Source organism: Pantoea sp. X-Soil-TKNS-1279 (assembly GCF_059730565.1).
The window spans coordinates 1,826,548-1,846,117 of sequence record NZ_AP035948.1 but is presented as its reverse complement, the minus strand read 5'-3'; the positions used below and the strand labels follow the sequence as shown (position 1 = coordinate 1,846,117).

The 19,570-nt window shown below is 57.3% G+C and carries 18 protein-coding genes and 1 pseudogene; 7 read left to right on the top strand and 12 right to left on the bottom strand.

The genetic code is table 11. From position 1 onward, the window contains the following. Position 1: 1 nt before the first annotated feature. The 7 genes from AC6I8N_RS08775 to exaC all read right to left on the bottom strand — a co-directional run bounded on the left by AC6I8N_RS08775 (position 2) and on the right by exaC (position 7,941). Positions 2-1,072, bottom strand: coding sequence for an LLM class flavin-dependent oxidoreductase (locus tag AC6I8N_RS08775; protein ID WP_497830522.1), 1,071 nt, complete (start codon positions 1,070-1,072; stop codon positions 2-4). Then, on the bottom strand, positions 1,072-1,962 hold the full coding sequence (locus AC6I8N_RS08770) for an amino acid ABC transporter permease (protein WP_497830521.1): 891 nt from the start codon (positions 1,960-1,962) through the stop codon (positions 1,072-1,074). Before AC6I8N_RS08770 ends, AC6I8N_RS08775 begins: the two co-directional genes overlap by 1 nt. A gap of 67 nt (positions 1,963-2,029) precedes the next feature. Next, positions 2,030-2,812, bottom strand: a complete 783-nt coding sequence (locus AC6I8N_RS08765) for an amino acid ABC transporter ATP-binding protein (RefSeq protein WP_415173038.1) — start codon at positions 2,810-2,812, stop codon at positions 2,030-2,032. Next, positions 2,809-3,570 carry an SDR family NAD(P)-dependent oxidoreductase gene (locus AC6I8N_RS08760; RefSeq protein ID WP_497830520.1) on the bottom strand — a complete coding sequence of 254 codons (762 nt, stop codon included), beginning with the start codon at positions 3,568-3,570 and terminating at the stop codon, positions 2,809-2,811. The genes AC6I8N_RS08765 and AC6I8N_RS08760 overlap by 4 nt, the downstream gene beginning before the upstream one ends. Then, on the bottom strand, positions 3,558-5,192 hold the full coding sequence (locus tag AC6I8N_RS08755) for an FAD-dependent oxidoreductase (protein ID WP_497830519.1): 1,635 nt from the start codon (positions 5,190-5,192) through the stop codon (positions 3,558-3,560). The genes AC6I8N_RS08760 and AC6I8N_RS08755 overlap by 13 nt, the downstream gene beginning before the upstream one ends. Then, entirely contained in the window at positions 5,189-6,076 is an 888-nt protein-coding gene (locus tag AC6I8N_RS08750) for an ABC transporter substrate-binding protein (protein ID WP_208725282.1), read from the bottom strand. The genes AC6I8N_RS08755 and AC6I8N_RS08750 overlap by 4 nt, the downstream gene beginning before the upstream one ends. Positions 6,077-6,420: 344 nt before the next feature. Beyond that, a complete protein-coding gene (exaC, locus tag AC6I8N_RS08745; protein WP_497830518.1) occupies positions 6,421-7,941 on the bottom strand; it encodes an acetaldehyde dehydrogenase ExaC in 1,521 nt (506 codons plus the stop codon). A gap of 235 nt (positions 7,942-8,176) precedes the next feature. On the opposite strand from exaC, the gene AC6I8N_RS08740 reads away from it, so the two are divergent. Then, complete coding sequence (locus AC6I8N_RS08740; protein WP_497830517.1) at positions 8,177-8,740, top strand: class I SAM-dependent methyltransferase; 564 nt, start codon at positions 8,177-8,179, stop codon at positions 8,738-8,740. On the opposite strand, the gene AC6I8N_RS08735 is transcribed toward AC6I8N_RS08740, so the two are convergent. Continuing rightward, positions 8,728-9,453, bottom strand: coding sequence for a glutamine amidotransferase (locus AC6I8N_RS08735; RefSeq protein WP_497830516.1), 726 nt, complete (start codon positions 9,451-9,453; stop codon positions 8,728-8,730). The two genes, AC6I8N_RS08740 and AC6I8N_RS08735, sit on opposite strands and share 13 nt — an antisense overlap. A gap of 182 nt (positions 9,454-9,635) precedes the next feature. On the opposite strand from AC6I8N_RS08735, the gene AC6I8N_RS08730 reads away from it, so the two are divergent. Next, entirely contained in the window at positions 9,636-10,520 is an 885-nt protein-coding gene (locus AC6I8N_RS08730) for a DMT family transporter (protein WP_021185679.1), read from the top strand. Positions 10,521-10,551: 31 nt separating this feature from the next. Next, complete coding sequence (locus AC6I8N_RS08725) at positions 10,552-11,916, top strand: CoA transferase (RefSeq protein WP_497830515.1); 1,365 nt, start codon at positions 10,552-10,554, stop codon at positions 11,914-11,916. Between the two features lies 1 nt (position 11,917). Here the strand turns inward: AC6I8N_RS08725 and AC6I8N_RS08720 are convergent, their stop codons facing one another. Together AC6I8N_RS08720 and AC6I8N_RS08715 are read right to left on the bottom strand one after the other, a co-directional pair. After that, positions 11,918-12,478, bottom strand: a complete 561-nt coding sequence (locus AC6I8N_RS08720) for a TorD/DmsD family molecular chaperone (RefSeq protein WP_497830514.1) — start codon at positions 12,476-12,478, stop codon at positions 11,918-11,920. Positions 12,479-12,505: 27 nt separating this feature from the next. Further along, positions 12,506-12,613 (bottom strand): annotated as a pseudogene (locus tag AC6I8N_RS08715) (phosphatase); the annotation flags it as partial. Between the two features lie 165 nt (positions 12,614-12,778). Between AC6I8N_RS08715 and AC6I8N_RS08710 the strand changes: the two are divergent. Both AC6I8N_RS08710 and AC6I8N_RS08705 read left to right on the top strand, forming a co-directional pair. After that, complete coding sequence (locus tag AC6I8N_RS08710; RefSeq protein WP_497830513.1) at positions 12,779-13,039, top strand: type II toxin-antitoxin system RelE family toxin; 261 nt, start codon at positions 12,779-12,781, stop codon at positions 13,037-13,039. Positions 13,040-13,108: 69 nt separating this feature from the next. Next, entirely contained in the window at positions 13,109-13,474 is a 366-nt protein-coding gene (locus tag AC6I8N_RS08705) for a helix-turn-helix domain-containing protein (RefSeq protein WP_497830512.1), read from the top strand. Positions 13,475-13,543: 69 nt separating this feature from the next. Here the strand turns inward: AC6I8N_RS08705 and AC6I8N_RS08700 are convergent, their stop codons facing one another. Both AC6I8N_RS08700 and ghrA read right to left on the bottom strand, forming a co-directional pair. Continuing rightward, entirely contained in the window at positions 13,544-14,281 is a 738-nt protein-coding gene (locus tag AC6I8N_RS08700) for a phosphatase (protein WP_497830511.1), read from the bottom strand. Positions 14,282-14,328: 47 nt separating this feature from the next. Next, entirely contained in the window at positions 14,329-15,267 is a 939-nt protein-coding gene (gene ghrA, locus AC6I8N_RS08695; RefSeq protein WP_208725279.1) for a glyoxylate/hydroxypyruvate reductase GhrA, read from the bottom strand. A 207-nt stretch (positions 15,268-15,474) separates the two neighbouring features. Between ghrA and treA the strand changes: the two genes are divergently transcribed. Together treA and AC6I8N_RS08685 are read left to right on the top strand one after the other, a co-directional pair. Next, entirely contained in the window at positions 15,475-17,157 is a 1,683-nt protein-coding gene (treA, locus tag AC6I8N_RS08690) for an alpha,alpha-trehalase TreA (protein WP_497830510.1), read from the top strand. Between the two features lie 232 nt (positions 17,158-17,389). Next, on the top strand, positions 17,390-19,489 hold the full coding sequence (locus AC6I8N_RS08685) for a TonB-dependent siderophore receptor (protein ID WP_497830509.1): 2,100 nt from the start codon (positions 17,390-17,392) through the stop codon (positions 19,487-19,489). Positions 19,490-19,570: the final 81 nt, after the last annotated feature.

Genomic DNA, 19,570 nt, shown 5'->3' with positions numbered 1-19,570 from the left:
TTCACTCTCCTCTGGCGGTACGAAAGGTCAATGGACCAAGCTCTTTTTCCAGCAGCGGCACGACCCGCTCGCCAAACAGCGTCAGCGAACGACGCGCATCAGCAATCGGCATATCGCCAAACTGGAAGAAACAGTTGTAGTGGCTGGGACGGAGGGTGCGGATCTCCGCCAGCATGCGCTCAGCGACGGTTTCCGCATCGCCAATCATCAGGTTATTGCTCACCGTTTCCAGCGAAGGTTCATCCGCTAACGCTGGCGCGTGGATAAATGCCTGCTCGCTGACGCTGGTGTTCTCGCGCAACGCCGCGATCATGCGCGCGACAAACAACGCGCGTTCCGCTGCGGCATGGGCCTGCTGGCGGTTGTCACAAACGTGGATATATTGCTGCACCGCCACCGGCATCGCCGCGTCGAGGCCCGCTTGCTGCCAGCCGAGACGCGCATCGGCCACCATCTGCTGCAATTTGTGGGTACCGCGATAACCCGCAGTAAAAAACGGCGTCGCCTGCCAGCGCTGAAACTGCGCAATCAGTTGCGGATTGGATGAGGTGAGATACAGCGGCGGTAAGGGTTTCTGCAACGTGTCGAGCAGAAAATCGGTACGCAGCGGCTGACCAAAACGGTCTGGCGAGTGGGTATAGCCCTGGGTCAGGGCATCGCTGATAAACTGCCAGTGCGCCAGCAGTTGCTGACCACGGGTTTCTACCTCCAGTCCGTAGCGGTCAAATTCCCACGCCTGATAACCGCTGCCTATACCCAGCACCAGCCGCCCTTCCGTCAGGCGATCGACCAGCGCAATCTCCTGCGCAATACGCATCGGCTGGTACAACGGCAATACCACCACCGCCGTACCCAAGCGGATACGCCGTGCATAACCGGCCATATGCGCCACCAGCATCAGCGGCGATACGCTGAGCGAGTAGTTGGTGAAGTGATGCTCGGCAAACCACGCGGTATCGAAGCCGATCTCCTCCGCCAGCAGCACCATGCTGCGCATATCCTCAATCACCCCCTGTACACCGCGCGGGTTGTCTTTATACGACATCAGGTTGAACAGACCGAGTTGCATCATTAACCCCTTGTCCAGCGATAGTGATGTTCCACACGCGCCTGCACCAGACTGAGCACGGTGGTGGCGGCGAGATACCAGATACAGGCAACAATCAGCAGCGGGATGTTTTCGTATGTGCGTGAGTAGATCGCCTGCGCCGAGTAGAGCAAATCCGAGAGCGAAATCACGCTCACCAACGAGGTGGTTTTCAACATGCCAATCACCTGGTTGCCGGTGGGTGGAATGATGAACGGGATGGCCTGTGGCAGGATCACCCGCTTCAGATACTGGCCGCGTGTCATACCCAGCGCCCGGGCGGCCTCCTGCTGGCCATCATCCACTGAGGAGATCCCGGCACGGATGATCTCCGCCATATAGGCCGACTCATTCAGTCCAAGGCCGAGAATCGCTGCGGCCAGCGGGGTGATCAAATCGTTGGTGCTACCGCTCCACAGGGTCAACAGGCCGGGGATCCCCAGGCTGACCTGCGGATAGAGCGCCGCGAGGTTGTACCAGAAAATCAGCTGCACCAGCACCGGCGTGCCGCGAAAGAACCAAATCCAGCCGCGGCTGAAACCCACCAGCAGCGGGTTACTGGAGAGGCGCATCACCGCCAGCAGCACGCTGAGTACAATCGCCAGCACCATGATCACCAGCGTCAGCCAGAAGGTGGTCCACAGACCGAGCAGGATGGTGGGTGAGAACAGGTATTTACCCACCGTCGCCCAGGCGAAATTAGGGTTGGTGATCATCGAATGCGCTACCAGCGCCAGCAGCACCGCCAGCACCAGTGCGGAGATCCAGCGACCGGGATAGCGCTGTGCCACCACATGGCGGCCATGATCCGCTGGTGTGCGCGTGGCATTCAGCGGGGAAGTCAGGGTTTTATCCGTCATCAGCGTTCTCTTCATCGTTTTAACCGGACAAATTTAATTAACTGATTAATTAAGATCTACAATCTGCCTGCGCATCTGTCAATCATTCGGTGCTCACTGCCTGCACTCGGGCGAGAAAATCTCGGGTACGGGGATGGCGTGGTGCGGAAAAAAAGTGTTTAGATTCCGCCACTTCAATGATTGCGCCGTTGTCCATAAACGCGACACGATTGGCGACATCACGCGCAAAACCCATCTCATGGGTGACAATCACCATCGTCATACCCTCACGCGCCAGATCGCGCATCACCGCCAGCACTTCTCCCACCAGCTCAGGATCGAGCGCGCTGGTGGGTTCATCAAACAGCATCAGCGATGGCTTCATCGCCATCGCCCGTGCAATCGCCACCCGCTGCTGCTGACCACCCGACAGCGCCGCCGGACGCGAATGGTAACGATGGCTGAGCCCGACGCGATCCAGCAGCGCTTTAGCCTCCGCCATCGCCTGGGCGCGCGGCACTTTTTTTACCGTCATCGGCGCTTCCATCACGTTTTCCAGCGCCGTCATATGGCCGAACAGATTAAAGCGCTGAAACACCATGCCAATATTGACGCGGTTACGCGCCACCTCAGCCTCCTTCAGTTCGTACAACTTTTCCCCCTGCAATCGGTAGCCGACCATACCGCCATTGACCCACAGCTCACCGCCGTCAATCTTTTCCAGGTGATTGATACAGCGCAGGAAGGTGGATTTTCCCGAGCCGGAGGGGCCAATCAGACACACCACCTCGCCTTGTTCAACGCTGAGATCCACCCCTTTGAGGATCTCCACGCCGTGAAACGATTTGGTGACCTGCTGCGCATCCACCATCAGCGTTTTGCTCATCTCGCCTCCTGTTCGGTCATGTACCAGGTATTCAGGCCACCGCTGTCGAGGATCAGCATCTGGCCGGTGAAAGAGGCCGTGGTGGCCAGAAATGCCACGCTGCGCGCCACCTCATCACTGCTGACCGGACGTTGCAGCGGCAAGCGCGCCACCTCCTGCGCCAGCAGTGGCTCCTGGGTGGCCCAGTGACTATCCGGGTCACGAATCGGTCCCGGACTGATGCCGCACACGCGGATACCGCGAGGTGCCCATTCAATCGACATTTGCGCCGTCAGATTCACCACGCCCGCCTTCGACGGACCAAAGGCGCCCGCATTGGGGTAGCAACGATGGGCAGACGCACCGGCGATATTGATAATCACTCCACCGGGTGCCATGCGCCGCACCGTTTCGACACTCATCACAAAGGTGCCAGTTAGCTGGGTATTCAGCACCTGCTGCCACTGTTCATCGCGCAGTTCCAGCAACGGAGCCGCCGCAGTTGATCCGGCGTTATTGACCAACAGACCGGGTGCGCCAAGCACGTTGACCACCTCGTCGAGGACCTGCTGCACCGCCGGGCGATCGGTGATATCGACCCGCCAGAAAGCCGCCCGCGCCCCCTGCGCCGTCAGTTTGTCCACCGCGTGTTGCGCCGCCTCGACATCGCTGCGCACCAGCAGCGCGATGGCATAGCCCTGCCGCGCCAGTTCGCGGGCAATACACAGGCCGACACCGCGTGAACCGCCGGTAATCAGCGCGGTTTTTACGCTGTGCATAATCTTGCCTCCTCGGTTAATGCCTGATGGCGCGCCAGCAGTGACGAACCGCAGATATAGCCCCAGGTCAGGTTGGGCCCGAGCGTGGTGCCTGCGCTGACCGCTTTGCTGCCGATCGGATTAGCCATCGCCGCCCCGGCACAATACAAGCCCGCCAGTGGCCGACCATCGCGATGCAGCACGTTACCGCTGGCATCGGTACGCGGCCCGCCTTTGGTGGCAAGGAAGGTGCGGTTGAACGGTATGGCGATAAACGGGGCATGGCAGATCGCCGCTAATCCCCCCTGCAAGCGCCGATCAGCCTTGCCATGCGCAGCACTCAGATGACGGGAAAAATCTTCATCAATGCCCCGGGCGCAACTGTGGTTAAACCGCGCCACGCTGGCCTCCAGCGCACCCGCAGGCAACGCCAGTTGTTGCGCCAGTTGCGTCAGCGTCGCGGCCTGCCGCAGCCAACCCGGTGTACGCCAGCGGTAGTAACGCAGCAGCGGTGCCCGGCGTAGCAGACGAGCGTCGCTGATCAGCCAGACCGGCAGATGGCGCGGCAGCCCCTGCACATCACGCGCATCCAGCGCTGCTCCGAGGTTAAAAACAAATTCATTGGTGAAACGCTGACCGTGGCGATCGACCAGAATGGCGTTGGGTTCGTAATGGAAGAAAACAGACAACCCGCTCCACGGCTGGCCTGGCGCGGCGGGTATACCGCCCCCGATATTGGCCTGATCCATATGCGCCAACTGCGCACCTGCGCTTTCCGCCATACGCTGCCCATCGCCGCTGTTATCGCGAGGGCTGGCGATAAAATCATACGGACCAGGGAAATGCTGCTGCCGTTGCTGCGCATCCCACTCGAAACCGCCGCTGGCGATCACTACGCCACAACGCGCCTCAATCTCCCGTTCCTCGCCCTGATGCCGGTAACGCACGCCCGTGACCTGATGGCTACCACGCATCAGTAAGCCTTGCACCGCTGCCTCAGTGATAAACTCGCAGCCCGCCGCCTGACAGCCATCAAGCAACCCGGCCACCAGCGCCTCGCCTTTGGTCAGTTCGCCACGCCACTGTCGCCGGAGCAGACGCGGCAACGCGCGCAGATACGTCCGTATCGGCTGATGCCAGAGGTCACTCGTCAGCAGTTCGTGGTAGGAAAACAGGCGCGGTAACGGCGTGGGACGTAAGCGCCACGGACGTTGCGGTTGCAACGGCATGGGTGCCAGCATCCGCCCCTGCTGTTTGGCTCCCGGCAGCGGCCACAGTGGATCGCCCTCTGGCGTCAGGGCGAAACGCAATGCGCTGTGCTGCTCGACAAACGCCAGCATCAACGGAGCTTGCTGCGCCAGCGCCTGCCAGAGCGTGTCCTCGCTCGCCTGCCAGCCTTCAGGCGCACTGGCACGCAGATAATCGAGCGCCTCTTGTGATGAATCAGCCAGACCGGCGGCCAGGGCGTGATGGTTGGCTGGCACCCAGGTGGCCCCGCCAGACATGGCTGTGGTGCCGCCCAACCAGGCGCTTTTTTCCAGCACCAGCACCGACAAACCGCCCACCGCCGCCCGCAGTGCGGCGCTTAGCGCCGCACCACCAGAACCGATCACCAGCACATCACACTGGCGACCCCCACTCATAATGGCTGTGTGCTGGTGAGGTTGATGCCGGGTTTATCCAGCTTCATCGCCTCCAGATCCCACTTCTCCATGATCTTGTCGTAGGTGCCGGTTTCATGCAGCACGTTAAGCGCCTTCAGCAGCACCTCCGCCAGTTGGGTGTTCTCTTTCGCCACCACAATACCGAGGTAGTATTTCGGCATCAGTGGCATCTGCACGGTGCGAATGGGATGCGGGGCTTTTTGCTTGATGTCATCCACCGAGGCCGCATCGTTCAACACAAAATCCACCCGGCCCGAATAGAGACCGAGCAGGACCGCATCAGCCGACGGCAGCGTCACCTGTTCGATCGCCGGTTTGCCGTTTTTGGTGCAGTTCGGGGTGTAGATCTCGCTGATGGCTTTTTCGAAATCGGTACCGGTTTGCACGCCCACTTTCAGGCCGCACAGGGTCAGCGGATCGTTGGTGATGGATTTTTCGGTCGCCAGCGTATACACCTCGCTGGTGGCGTAGGCGTAGTTAACAAACGACACCTGCTTTTCACGTTCGGCGCTGTCGGAGATACACTCCATTGCCACGTCATAACGACCGCTTTTTACGCCCGGTATCAGCCCGGCGAAATCGATCGAAACCGGTTTGACTTTGATACCCAGCACCTGGCCGATCGCGTCCCACAGGTCCGGCTCAAAGCCGACCATGGTTTTATTATCTTCCGCGAAGGATTCGCACGGCGGGTAGTGAGCATCAGTGACCAGATTGAGGGTTTTGCTGCTACGGATTTTTTCGGGTAACTGCGCATGCAGGGAGGCATGCATTTTGAGTGGCGCATCGGCGGCCTGCGTGGAAAATTGCGTCAGTGCAGAAACCAACAGCGATGCAGCAACAACCAGACTTTTCATTCTCATGCTTTTAACTCCAGTAGAAAGGCGCGATGCCTGAAGACCCTGATGATTTAAAAAAGCAAAAAAGGAAGACGGTGCGCAGGAAGAATTGCAAGCGTCATGCCAGTTTTTAAATAACTGATTAATTAATCATGAGAGCAGAAAGCACAAGGGATGAGGCGTGAGACGGCAGCGGGTGCGGCCTGGCACGTTGAACAGAGAATCACCAGCGGAGTGCATAAAGTGAGCTGATGGTGCAAAAAAACACCGCAGCACGATCAGCGCCGCCAGGGGGATAAATTGTAGCGGCACGATTTATCGTGCTGTTTAGTGGGAAAAGGCAGCGGGTAACCCCGCTGCCAGGTTCATCAGAAGAAACCGAGTGGTTGGGTGCTGTAACTCACCAGCAGGTTTTTGGTTTGCTGATAATGATCGAGCATCATTTTGTGGGTTTCACGGCCAATTCCCGATTTTTTGTAGCCGCCAAACGCCGCATGTGCCGGGTAGAGATGATAACAGTTGGTCCAGACGCGACCGGCTTTAATCGCGCGTCCCATCCGGTAAGCCCGGTTGATATCGCGTGTCCAGACGCCCGCACCCAGGCCATACATGGAATCATTGGCTAAGGCGATAGCTTCCGCTTCATCTTTAAAGGTCAGGATGCCGACCACCGGACCAAAGATTTCTTCCTGAAATACCCGCATGCTGTTGCTGCCTTTCAGCAGCGTCGGCTGAATATAGTAACCGCTGGCGAACTCTTCTCCGACACTCTCAATGCCACCGCCGTGCAGCACCTCAGCCCCCTCACTTTGGGCAATTTCCAGATAGGAGAGGATTTTGTCGAACTGCTGCTGTGACGCTTGTGCACCGATCATGGTTTCGGTGTCGAGCGGGTTGCCACGTTTAATGGTTTTGATGCGTTTCATCACCGCCGCCATAAAGGGTTCGAAAATCGATTCCTGTACCAGCGCGCGTGACGGGCAGGTACAGACTTCGCCCTGATTAAGGAAGCCCAGCACCACCCCTTCCGCCGCTTTCTCAATAAAGCTCTCCTCGGCCTGCATAATATCTTCGAAGAAGATATTGGGTGATTTACCGCCCAGTTCGACGGTGGACGGGATCAGGCTTTTCGCCGCCAGTTCAAGAATATGGCCACCGGTGGCGGTTGAACCGGTAAAGGCGATTTTGGCGATACCCGGGTGCGATGCCAGCGCTTCACCGGCTTCTTTACCGTAGCCATGCACCACATTGATCACTCCCGGCGGGACCAGGTCTTTGATCAAATCAAGGAACAGGGTGATGGATAGCGGCGTCTGTTCTGCCGGTTTCAGCACCACGCAGTTACCCGCCCCAAGTGCCGGAGCCAGTTTCCACGCAGCCATCAGCAACGGGAAATTCCACGGGATAATCTGCCCTACCACGCCCAGCGGCTCGTGGAAGTGGTAAGACGCCGTGAACTCATCAATCTCCGAAGCGGTGCCTTCCTGTGCGCGCACACAACCGGCGAAATAGCGGAAATGGTCCACCGCCAGCGGCATATCGGCAGCGAGGGTTTCACGCACCGGTTTACCGTTATCCCAGGTTTCATTCACCGCCAGATATTCGAGGTTTTCCTCCAGCCGATCGGCGATCTTCAACAGTACCAGGGAACGTGCCTGCGGGGAGGTTTTGCCCCAGGCCTCTGCGGCGGCATGAGCGGCAGCGACAGCATTATCAATATCCTCACGGTCGGAGCGCGGAAACTCGCCAATCGACGAGGCATTAATCGGCGAGGTGTTGACGAAGTAGTTACCGTTCACCGGTGCCACAAACTCACCGTTGATAAAGTTGCCATAGCGTTTTTGGAGTCTAATCAGAGAACCTTGTTCTCCAGGTGCAGCGTAACGCATGATGTTTCTCCTTGCGGGACAGAGGTTGCGTGTAACAACTGAGAAACTTATTATTAACATTGATCGATCAATAGCACGCTGTCAGATCTGCCGGTGGGAAACTGTGACATCGCGCGATAAATCGCGCCGGTTTGCTGCCTGGAAAATTCCGACTTTTGCCGGTTATGCAGTAAAAAGCGGAACATGTCCGATAAATAGGGTCAATATGAAGCAGGACACTAACCAGGAGAAAGAGATGTTGGCTTCAGCCCTGACGTTAATGCGCGCCAAAGCAAATTTTGTTCATCAGTTCATTCGCAACCCCCGAAAAATGGGCAGCATCACGCCCTCCTCCGCGGCATTATGTCGAACCATGACCGATACGGTTAACTGGGATCGTAGCCTGCGTATTGCTGAATTGGGTGCGGGCGATGGGGTGCTGACGCGACAAATTCTGCAACGCATGTCGCCGCAGGCCCAACTGGATGTGTTTGAAATCAGCCCGGAGCTGGTGAAGACGTTACGTGCTTTACCGGATGATCGTATGCAGGTACGCGCCTGTTCGGCGGAATATTTGTCCGGTGAATATGATGCGATTTTTTCTGGCCTGCCGCTGCTGTCACTGCCGGTAGCGACCCGGGACGCCATCCTGCAAGCCGTGCATGATGCGCTGGGACCGCGCGGCGTCTTCGTACAATTTCAGTACACTTCGCTCACGCAACCCAGCTTGTCCCGTTATTTCACCTGGCAGCGCCAGCGGGTGCTAAAAAACGTGCCACCCGCCTGGGTTTATCGCTGCACCCGTCATTACGCGCCCTGAGCCTGCACGCGCGGCTGTGGCCGCGTTTGCTGCCAGAAGCGATGCAGCAGTTCCCGCGCCCAGTCTTCACCCGTCAGCTCACTCCCCTCATCCGCCACACCTGCCGGTAAACAGGCGGTCATGATGCCGCGGGTAAACTCAGGGTGAAACTGTACCGATAATGCCTGGGCGGAATAACGCAGAATCTGGCAGCCATCCAGTTCGGAGGAAGCCAGTACCCGCGCCTGGGCCGGTGGTGTGATCACCGACTGACGATGTGACAGCCAGGCATGAAAATCGTCCGGCAGGGTTGCCAGCCAGGGATCTTGTGCCGCCTGTTCATGGCGGGTCAGGGGTTTCAGGCCACGTTCCCAGCCATTGGGGTTATCCGCAACTTTACCACCCAGCGCATAGGCCATCAGTTGATGTCCATAGCAAACCCCCAGCAGTGGCAGCTCCGCCTCCAGCGCCGCCCGAATCCAGGCTGCGGTGCGTTCACTCCATTCCGCATGGTCGGTCACCATCGCCCAGGAGCCACTGAGGATCGCGCCGCTGACGCGATCAAAAGCGGGCAACTCATCACCGAGGTGCGGTCGCACGATCACATAGTCGCCGGGCTGAAGCGCCAGCGCATCAATAAACCAGACGGGTTGTTCACCGATTTGCGCCACAACGGCCGGTGGCGGTACTTCAAGTTGAATCAGGGCAAGGGGTAAAGCGCGGGTCTGTGTCATTCCGAAGACTGTCCTCTGCAAGGTCACGTTTCGGAAAACCAGTCTGACAGTAATTGCCTGCAATGTGTATATTTTTTGCGGGAAAGCATCGAGAGAAAATATTTTTGCCTGCGCTGCACCAACCACACCGCTTCATGCCATCATTAGCCGGTGACAACAGAATTTCCGTGAAGGATGACATTGTGGCTGTGCGGCATTTTTTTCTGGTCCTGCTGGTGGTATCCATCTGGGCCTTCAACAACGTGGCGATAAAGTGGGGATTGCTGGAGCTTCCGCCACTGTTTCTGACCTGGATGCGTTTTGTGGTGGTGGCGATCATGTTGATCCCCTTCTGCCGCATCACCCGTGAGCAGTTGCCGTGGCTGTTGCTGCTGGCCTTCACCTTTGGTTTTCTGCACTTCTCGCTGCTGTTTGTCGGCATGCGCTACACCGACGCCGGCACCGGTGCCATTGTGGTCCAACTCGGCACGCCGATAGCCATGCTGCTGGCGATGGTGGTACTGAAAGAGAAGCTACGCCTGGTGCAATTACTTGGCATCGCGATTTCATTAAGCGGCGTAGTGGTGCTCTCCGGTAGCCCCACCATTCCCGCCTGGTGGGTATTGTGTATCCTGCTGTGCAGCGCCACCGGCTGGGCGGTGAGCAATATGATTGTGAAGAAATCGCCGCCGATTAAACCCTTGACCCTGACCGGCTGGATTTCATTTCTGGCCGTGCCGATCGTGGGTGTCGCCTCCTGGCTTACCGAGTCGCAACAATTTTACGCCCTCGGGCACGCGGGCTGGCGTGGCTGGTTTGCGATTCTTTACAGCGCCCTCGCCTCATCTATCATTGCCTATACCCTGTGGTACACGTTGCTGAAAAAGTACAACGTCAACCTGATAATGCCCTACTCGCTACTCACCCCTGTGCTGGCGGTGCTGATGGGCGTGGTGGTTCTGGGCGATAGCCTGAACAGTTTTAAGATCCTCGGCGCATCGCTGGTGGTGTTGGGCACGGCAATTGCGGTGATTAACCTGCGCAATCTGCGGATGCACGCGCGCTTTCCGCGCCTGCGCCGTCGCTAAGATCCCGCTCTGATTGACCCGGAGGCTTCGCATGGATTACCAACTCGCTGCCGCACTCTGGCAGCACATGTGGCAAGGATTACGAGGCACAGCTGATACCCCGCCGCCCCTCACCTTTTCTCAGGCCGACACCTTCCCTTCGGCCTATGCCGTCAGCGAACTGGCGGCCAGCAGCATTGGACTGGCGACCCAGGCGGTGAGCGATCTGCTGGGACGTTCGGCTCCGGTGAGTGTCAATGTGCGTCTGGCCTCGCGCTGGTTCCAGCACAGTTTTATACCGCTTAACCGCCCATCGGCGGCATTGTGGGATCCGTTCGCCGGGGATTACGCCACGCGTGATGGTTGGATCCGCCTGCATACCAACGCCAGTCATCACCGCCAGGCGATGGAGAAGGTGCTTGGTGTGCATCGCGATCGCACGGCACTGGCAACTGAAGTGCTGAACTGGTCGGCAGCAGCCCTGGAACAGGCGGTGGTGGATGCCGGCGGTTGCGCCGCACAGATGCGCAGCGTCGAGCAGTGGCAGCAACATGCGCAGGGCATTGCCGTAGGTCAGGAGCCGCTGTTCGCGCAACAAGCCACCGCGAGCGGAGAAATTCCCGACTGGCCGCTCAGCGCAGCACGTCCGTTACGGGGCATCCGCGTGCTGGATCTGACGCGCATCATCGCTGGCCCGGTCGCCACACGTTTTCTCGCCAGCCTGGGTGCCGAGGTGCTGCGCATCGATCCTCCCGACTGGCAGGAACCCTCGCTGGAAGAGGAGATCACCAGCGGCAAACGCTGTGCGCGGCTTGATTTGAAAAGTGTGGTCGGACTGGATCAGTTGCGCACGCTGCTCAGTCAGGCTGATGTACTGGTGCACGGCTATCGCGCCGATGCGCTGGAAAATCTCGGACTGGATGCCGCCACTCGCCAGCAACTCGCGCCGGGACTGGTTGATGTCAGCCTGAATGCCTGGGGCTGGCGCGGCCCGTGGCGTAACCGACGCGGTTTCGACAGTCTGGTGCAGATGGCTTGCGGCATTGCACATCAGGGGATGCAGTGGAGCGGCAGCACCAAACCCACACCTTTGCCGGTGCAGGCGCTGGATCACGCCACCGGTTATATGCTGGCAGCCGCCGCGCTGGAGGGATTACGTCAGCGCCGCCTGAATGGCACGGGCTGGCAGGCACGTCTGTCGCTGGCGCGCACCGCTCTGCTGTTGCAGCAACACGGCTTTGCCCCCAGCGGAACGCAGAACGGCATCACGCCGCAGCCTGATGATGTGCTGCCAACGCTGGAAATCACCCATTGGGGGATCGGTGAGCGACTGCGTGCGGCGTCATACTTGCCCGGCACGCCGCAGCTGTGCGCTACGCCGGGCGTCCCGCTCGGCAACAGCGCCGCTCGCTGGTAACTTATTCCGCGTCGCCGGCTTCTTCCGCCAGCTCGTCACGCATCGCCTGAATCGCTTCGCGGCTCAGCATCGCCAGGGTGCGATAAAACGCGGTGCTGGCGTGCGTCTCCACCTTGCCAAGGAAGGTGCCGCACCACGGCAGCAGGTAGTCATCAAACAACGCCGTTTGCGCGGCAGATTCATCTTCCGCCGACTGATCTTCCAGCCAGGATGCCGCCAGCAGCAGTACGCCGAAATGATCGGCAGGCGCGTCGCTCAGTGGCATGCCGCGTGAGCTGAGAAACGCGCGCACCTCCGCTTCGGTCGCACCATTCGGCCACTGTGAGGCATAGGGCGGCACGCTACAGTCGCTGCCGACAAATAACGCGTTATAGTCGGCGGCCAGCGCCTGTGGGTCGCTATTCTGCTGCAACCGGGTCAGCAGCTCATCCTGCTCCAGCGGCCACTGCGCCTGTAATTTCCCCTCACGCAGTAAGGTGAACAGGGGCACCAGCAGCGGGTCCTGCGGCTGACGATTGAACAACGAGCCGATGACACGGCAGAGAATGGAAAACTCATTCATGCAACAGAATTCCTTGAGGCAAAAAAGTTAAAAATCCGCCAGTTCGGCAATGTGCTTGCCGGTACGCTGTTCGAGAAAATCGAGCAGGCGGCGCGGCGTGACATTTAACACGCGATCTTCCGGAAAATCCACTTCACACCTGTCATGTTCCGGAACAACCAAGTTTAGCCAACAAACGGTCCCGCAGTCAGTCATTTCCTGGTAATTAGATATCAATATAAAAAATTGTCAAAGATAAGATAAAAAGCTTATTATCTAATCATCCCTGTCGGGATATGTTCTTAGGGAATTGGGGGCATAATGGTTGAAGTGATTTGGTCGAAGTATGCATTGAAGCAGCTCACCAAAATCGATAACCGTTACCAGAAAGCCATCAGAGAAAAGACCAATCAGTTAATATCCTTCCCTGCGGTGCCACTTGATATCAAGCGGTTGCAGGATCGCAACAGTCAGTACAGATTGCGGGTTGGGGATTACAGGATAATCTTTGAATTGATTAATGGTGAACCGGTAGTGATAACGATTCAGGAAGTGAAACGCAGAACCACCAGAACCTACTGATACAAGGCGGGGCAACCCGCCGCTATGCTCCATGACATTTACTACGACGAGTGGCAACCCGGATAAACTATGTCAAAACAGTACATCTATGATGAAGCAGGAAAACCACAATTCGTTGTACTGCCTGTTTCAGAATACGAAAAACTTCTCGCGGACGCTGAAAGCGAATGGGAGTCTATAGCCATCGTCGCTGGCGAAGAGGATGATGAAACCATCCCTAACGATGTTGTGAACATCATGATGGATCAGGACATCAGTTTGCAGGCTGCATGGCGTGTTCATAGCGGCCTTTCACAATATGATGTGGCTGAAAAATTAGGCACGACGCAAAGTGCGATTTCTCAGTTGGAACGTAAAGAGAGTAGACCCCAGAAGAAAACCCGAGAGCGGCTGGCAAAACTGTACGGCTGCCGCCCGGAACAGTTAGTGCTTTAAAGCCAAAAAGGCCACCTTTGCCGGGTGGCCTGTTCTTGCTTGCCATCACATCCGCTAAGGCAAAAGAGTTTAAAAATCCGCCAGTTCGGCAATATGCTTGCCGGTACGCTGTTCGAGAAAATCGAGCAGGCGGCGCGGCGTGACATTTAACACGCGATCTTCCGGAAAATCCACTTCACGCGCGATACGCAGGCAATGTTCGAAATTTCCGAGGGTAAAGGCAGTATGGGAGTCGGAACCAAATGCCAGACGCCCACCGGCATCGCGTACCGCTTCGGCGATAGCACGGCAGTTAGGTTCACTGCCCGGACGAGAATGGGTGAACGATGAGTTGTTCAGCTCCAGCGCCACATCATAATGCGCCGCCGCTTCCGCAATCGCGCGGATATCCACCGGGAATTTCGGGTTGCCCGGATGGCTGATGATATGCACCAGGCCGCTCGCCATCGTGGCGATCATCGCTTCGGTATGATGCGCTTTGTCGTGCGGGGCATACACCGGTTCATGGAACCCGGCGACGATCAGATCCAGCGCATCCAGCATCGGGCCACTGCAATCAATCTCGCCCTGCTGGTTTTTGATATTGGCTTCAATACCGCGCAGCACGCCCACACCGTCAATCACGCGCGGCCAGATACGCATGTTAACGAAGTGCCAGTAATGCGGCGCATCGGCCATATCCGGGCCGTGGTCGGTAATCGCGAATAACTTCAGACCGTTCTGTTTCGCCTGCACGACATAGTCATGCAGGGTGCTGTAGGCATGGGTGCTGGCCACGGTGTGCATATGTAAATCAACGGGATACATCGGATTCTCCTGACAGACCGCCTGCCACGCGCAGGCAGCAAAGTAAATTAATAACCGCGCTGACGATCCACCCGTCCGGTGGGCTGCTGTCCCTGCTCCAGCTCAAGTATGGCACCGGCAATATAATCCATCGCCTCATGCGGTAAGGTAATGGCCGCATTATGGGGCGTGATTGTGACATGCGGATGTGACCAGAGCGGATGGTGCGCCGGTAGCGGCTCGGTCTGGAACACGTCCAGAGCTGCCGCCGCCAGTTGGCCGCTGTTGAGTGCCGCCAGCAAATCGTCTTCCACCACATGCGCACCTCGTGCGATGTTGAGGAAATACGCCCCTTGTGGCAAACCACTAAGCAACTGGCGATCAATCAGGTTGGTGGTTTCAGGCGTGGTTGGCAGCAGGTCAATCAACACCTGAGTGCCATCGAGAAACGCGGGCAACTGATCACGGTCATGGAACGTGGTCACCCCCTCAAGCGTTTTCGCTGAACGGCTCCAGCAACGTACCGGGAAGCCCCACTGACGCAGGCTCTGCGCCACGCTACTGCCCAGCACGCCAGCCCCGAGAATACCAATGGTGAAGTTTTCACGCGTGTACGGTTTGAGCTGCTGCCAGTGTGCCTGTTGTTGCTGGCGCTGATAATCGGCAAAGCGGCGGAACCAGCCGAGTACGCACCATGTCGCGTATTCCTGCATCTGTCGTGCCATGCCGGTATCTTCCAGCCGGAACAGCGGCACCTCTGCCGCCAGCATTTCCGGGTGCTGACGCAGTTGCTGTAAAATTTCGTCCACGCCTGCGCCCATCGCAAACACGCCTTTTAACGCACGTCCACGCAGCATTTCCACCGGTGGTGAACGGACCACCGCATAATCCGCCGGTGCATTATCGTCTGGCTGCCAGCGACGGACCTTAGCCTGCGGTAAGCGCTGACGTAACCCACTGAGCCAGCTCTCGGGGTCCATCGACGGGTGATACCAGATAATCTCCATACTGCTCTCCTTTTTTTCTTTCAGCCTCAGGGAAATAGCGTCGCAGGGCAAGCAAAAAACTTAGCGCGAATGCAATTTCTTCCGTGATTAATTCCAGGTGCTTCACATTTCCTGTGCCATAAGCGGCTAAGCCCGGTGATAGCGACTAAAGTTGTTTGGGTGGTCAATGCGTTAGCGCACCACCTTTTCGGACAAGGAGAAAAACCGATGATAAAAAATGTCGTATTTGCATCAGGGCATCTGCGCCTGTTGCTCAGTACCGCTCTGCTGATGGGAAGTGCCGTGACTCATGCCGAAGATAATGGCCGTATGCTTAACAACCAGCCTCAGCCACCCGATATCCGTCTCGGCCCTCTTTTTAATGCGGTGCAACAGGCAAAATTTTATCCGGACCAGAAAACCTTTGCCGATGCGGTGCCGAAATATAACCCCTCATCGATTCTCGCCGACTGGCAGATGCAGAAAAGCCAGCGCAACTTCGACCTGAAACATTTCGTTGATGCCAATTTCACGCTGCCCAAAGAGCAGGATAAATACGTGCCTCCCGCCGGTCAGAGCCTGCGTGCCCACATAGATGGCCTGTGGCCGGTACTGACACGATCCACACCGCAGACCAGCCAGTACGATTCTCTGCTGCCGTTGCCCAAACCCTATGTGGTGCCCGGTGGTCGTTTCCGTGAGGTGTATTACTGGGATAGCTACTTCACCATGCTCGGCCTGGCGGAAAGCGGCCACTGGGATCGGGTGCAGGATATGGTGGATAACTTTGCCTCGGAACTGGATCGTTACGGCCATATCCCCAATGGCAACCGCAGCTACTATCTGAGCCGCTCGCAACCACCGTTTTTTAGCCTGATGATCGACCTGCTGGCGTCCCACGACGGTGACAGCGTCTACACCCACTATTTGCCGCAGTTACAGAAAGAGTATGACTACTGGATGGCGGGCAGTGACACGCTGGCTGCCGGTCAGGCCAGTAAGCGGGTGATTAAACTGAGCGACGGTACTCTACTCAACCGTTACTGGGACGATCGCGATGTGCCGCGTACCGAATCCTGGCTGGATGACGTGAATACCGCGAAGAAATCGACGCAGCGTGATAAGGCGCAGGTGTATCGCGATTTGCGCGCCGGCGCAGCATCCGGTTGGGACTTCAGCTCACGCTGGTTTACCGATGCGCACAATCTGGCGACCATTCGTACCAGCCAACTGGCCCCGGTCGATCTCAACAGCCTGCTGTTCCATCTGGAACAGACGTTATCTAAAGCCGAGAAGCTGGCGCATCACAATGATCAGGCGCAGCAGTTTGCCAGCAAAGCGGAAACCCGCCAGGCGGCGATCAATCGTTATCTGTGGGATGAGCAGCACGGCTGGTACGCCGACTACAACTGGCAAAGTAAGCAGGTTCATCCACAACTCACGGCGGCAGCGTTGTTCCCGTTATATATGCAACTCGCCAGCGATAAACAGGCGGATCGCACCGCTACTGCCGTGGAAAAACAGTTGCTGAAACCCGGCGGGCTGGTGACCACTACCATCAATAACGGCCAGCAGTGGGATGCCCCTAACGGCTGGGCTCCGTTGCAGTGGGTCGCGGTGACCGGACTGGAACATTATAAGCAGCCGCAACTGGCCCAGCAGATTGGTCAGCGCTTTTTACAGAACGTACAGATGACCTATGACAAGGAGCATAAGCTGGTTGAGAAATACGTGGTGGAAGGGGCGAAACTCGGCGGTGGCGGCGGGGGGGAGTATCCGTTACAGGATGGCTTTGGCTGGACCAACGGCGTAACCCTGATGCTGCTCGACAAATATTGTCCAAAAGAGAAAACCTGCGACAGCGCGCACGATATTCCGAATATGCCCACGCTGACCGCGACACAACCGTAATCCTTCTCTCCTGGCCGGGTCATTCGATCCGGCTATTTATCCATCGTAGCGGCGCGATTTATTGCGCATTTACGCGTTCGATGTCGGTAAAAACCGCGCGATAAATCGCGCCGCTACGCAATGCCCGGTTAATCAAACCTTCATTTACATCTTGAAACGCCTTTATCGAAAAGATAATAATTCTCACTCTTATAACGATTTCTATTATCTCATTTCTTTCGAAGGAACTAAGATGACCTGCCTGTTTACCCTCAATCGTTGCCGCGTGCTGTGCGCACTGGCCCTGGCGTTACCCGGCATCAGTTTTGCTGAAGATACGTTGGTGGTCACCGCACAACCGCAGGAGAGCGCCACCTCCCCCACGCAAGGCTATCTGGCGACACGCAGTAGCGGCGCAACTAAAACCGACCAGCCGCTGATCACCACGCCGCAGTCCATTTCGGTGGTGACGCGCCAGCAGATGGAAGATCAGGGCGCGACCGATCTTAACCAGGCGTTGAATTACACCCCTGGCGTGTTTACCAACTTTGGCGGCGCAGCAACCCGTTACGACACCATCTCGCTACGTGGCTTCCACGGCGGTGATGTCGATAACACCTTCCTTGATGGCCTGCGCGTCATGAGCGATGGCGGCAGCTTTAATATCCTGCAAGTGGATCCCTGGTTCCTGGATCGCATTGATATTATTAAAGGCCCCTCGTCGGCGTTATATGGCCAGACGGTGCCCGGCGGCCTGGTGAATATGGTGAGTAAACGACCGCAATTCGCTGAAGAGGGACATTTCCGCCTGTCGACCGGTACCAACGCGACCAACAGCGCGGCCTTTGATTACACCAACGCGATTAACGATCAGTGGGCATTTCGCCTGACCGGCATTACCCGCAACAGCGACACGCAATACGACCATACTCGCGAAGAGAAATACGCCATTTCGCCGCAGCTGATGTGGCAACCCAATGACGATACCAGCCTGATCCTGCGCGCTTATCTGCAAAAAGATCCGTCAGGCGGCTATCATGGTTCGGTGCCTGCCGAAGGTACGCTCTACAGCCACAATGGCCGCAAACTGAGCGACAGTTTTTATGAAGGCGATAGCGCGCTTGATCAGTTCAAACGTCATCAGCAGATCTACAGCTACGACTTTTCCCATCGTTTCAATGAAGTGTGGTCAGTTCACTCCACCGGCAGCTACAGCCACTCGAATGTCGATCTGGATCAGGTCTACCAGATTGGCTGGGATGCAACTAACCCGGACCTGCTGACGCGCTATTATTCTGGCGAGCGTTCGTCGCTGTCAGCCTGGGCAACCGATAACCAGTTGCAGGCGGATTTCAGCACCGGTGCGGTACAACACCGCGTCACTCTCGGGGCGGAATATCATCGTTATAAGAACGATATTCTCAGCGCCAGCGGCTACGCCAGCTCACTCAATCCGTGGACCGGCGTCGCAGTGGGCGGCATGCCGGACTACGACTGGGCAGCTGAGACGCGTCGTTACTATCAAACCGGTTTGTATTTGCAGGATGAACTGCAACTGGACCGCTGGCACCTTGATCTGTCTGGCCGCTATGACCGCATCGTTTCAGAAAATGGCACCAGCCGCCGCCAGGATGATCACGTTAGTGGCCGTGCCGCCCTGCTGTACGCCTTCGATAATGGACTCTCCCCGTATGTCAGCTGGAGCCAGGCCATCACCCCTGCTTCTCTGACCGACCCCTACGGCAACCAGCTAAAACCGACGACCTCTGAACAATACGAGGCCGGCGTGAAGTATCAGCCGGTTGGCACACGCGATATGTACTCGATTGCGGTGTACGACCTGACGCAGAATGATGTTGCCAACCGTGATGTGATTTCCGGCACCTATACGCCATCGGGCAAGGTCCATTCACAGGGTATCGAGCTGGAAGCACGTAACCAGATTACGCCACGCTTCAGCACCATCGCCGGATATACGCTGAATCATCTGCGCTTTAAAGATTCTGTCGATGGCAACGACGGCCATACCCCGTATGTCACCCCCAACAGCATGGCGTCATTCTGGGGTCATTATCAGTTCGACTACGGTCTGAGTGCCGGAGCTGGCGTGCGTTACATTGGTAAGCAGTGGGCGGATAACGAAAACACCACACGTTTGCCTTCGGTGACCTTGTTTGATGCGTCATTACGTGCCGATTTGGCCGCGTGGAACAGCAGCCTGAAAGGTGCATGGTTGCAGGTCAGTGGTAATAACCTGACCGATCGTAAATATCTCGCCGCCTGCTATGGCACCGGTTATTGCTACCGCGGCGCGGAACGCACCGTGACAGCGACCATCGGTTACGATTTCTGATGCCCCGACCGCATCTGCTGAAATCATCAGATGTGGTCTGAATCAGCGCGATACCCCGGTTGCCAGACGCATTAAGCGGTC

Bases quoted from the DNA above. Each gene is read 5' to 3' on its own strand.
- AC6I8N_RS08735 (WP_497830516.1), bottom strand. From the start codon at position 9,453: ATGACACAGACCCGCGCTTTACCCCTTGCCCTGATTCAACTTGAAGTA.
- AC6I8N_RS08770 (WP_497830521.1), bottom strand. From the start codon at position 1,962: ATGAAGAGAACGCTGATGACGGATAAAACCCTGACTTCCCCGCTGAAT.
- AC6I8N_RS08710 (WP_497830513.1), top strand. From the start codon at position 12,779: ATGGTTGAAGTGATTTGGTCGAAGTATGCATTGAAGCAGCTCACCAAA.
- AC6I8N_RS08755 (WP_497830519.1), bottom strand. From the start codon at position 5,192: ATGAGTGGGGGTCGCCAGTGTGATGTGCTGGTGATCGGTTCTGGTGGT.
- AC6I8N_RS08725 (WP_497830515.1), top strand. From the start codon at position 10,552: ATGGATTACCAACTCGCTGCCGCACTCTGGCAGCACATGTGGCAAGGA.
- exaC (WP_497830518.1), bottom strand. From the start codon at position 7,941: ATGCGTTACGCTGCACCTGGAGAACAAGGTTCTCTGATTAGACTCCAA.
- AC6I8N_RS08700 (WP_497830511.1), bottom strand. From the start codon at position 14,281: ATGTATCCCGTTGATTTACATATGCACACCGTGGCCAGCACCCATGCC.
- AC6I8N_RS08740 (WP_497830517.1), top strand. From the start codon at position 8,177: ATGTTGGCTTCAGCCCTGACGTTAATGCGCGCCAAAGCAAATTTTGTT.
- AC6I8N_RS08720 (WP_497830514.1), bottom strand. From the start codon at position 12,478: ATGAATGAGTTTTCCATTCTCTGCCGTGTCATCGGCTCGTTGTTCAAT.
- AC6I8N_RS08685 (WP_497830509.1), top strand. From the start codon at position 17,390: ATGACCTGCCTGTTTACCCTCAATCGTTGCCGCGTGCTGTGCGCACTG.
- treA (WP_497830510.1), top strand. From the start codon at position 15,475: ATGATAAAAAATGTCGTATTTGCATCAGGGCATCTGCGCCTGTTGCTC.
- AC6I8N_RS08750 (WP_208725282.1), bottom strand. From the start codon at position 6,076: ATGAGAATGAAAAGTCTGGTTGTTGCTGCATCGCTGTTGGTTTCTGCA.
- ghrA (WP_208725279.1), bottom strand. From the start codon at position 15,267: ATGGAGATTATCTGGTATCACCCGTCGATGGACCCCGAGAGCTGGCTC.
- AC6I8N_RS08765 (WP_415173038.1), bottom strand. From the start codon at position 2,812: ATGAGCAAAACGCTGATGGTGGATGCGCAGCAGGTCACCAAATCGTTT.
- AC6I8N_RS08775 (WP_497830522.1), bottom strand. From the start codon at position 1,072: ATGATGCAACTCGGTCTGTTCAACCTGATGTCGTATAAAGACAACCCG.
- AC6I8N_RS08760 (WP_497830520.1), bottom strand. From the start codon at position 3,570: ATGCACAGCGTAAAAACCGCGCTGATTACCGGCGGTTCACGCGGTGTC.
- AC6I8N_RS08705 (WP_497830512.1), top strand. From the start codon at position 13,109: ATGTCAAAACAGTACATCTATGATGAAGCAGGAAAACCACAATTCGTT.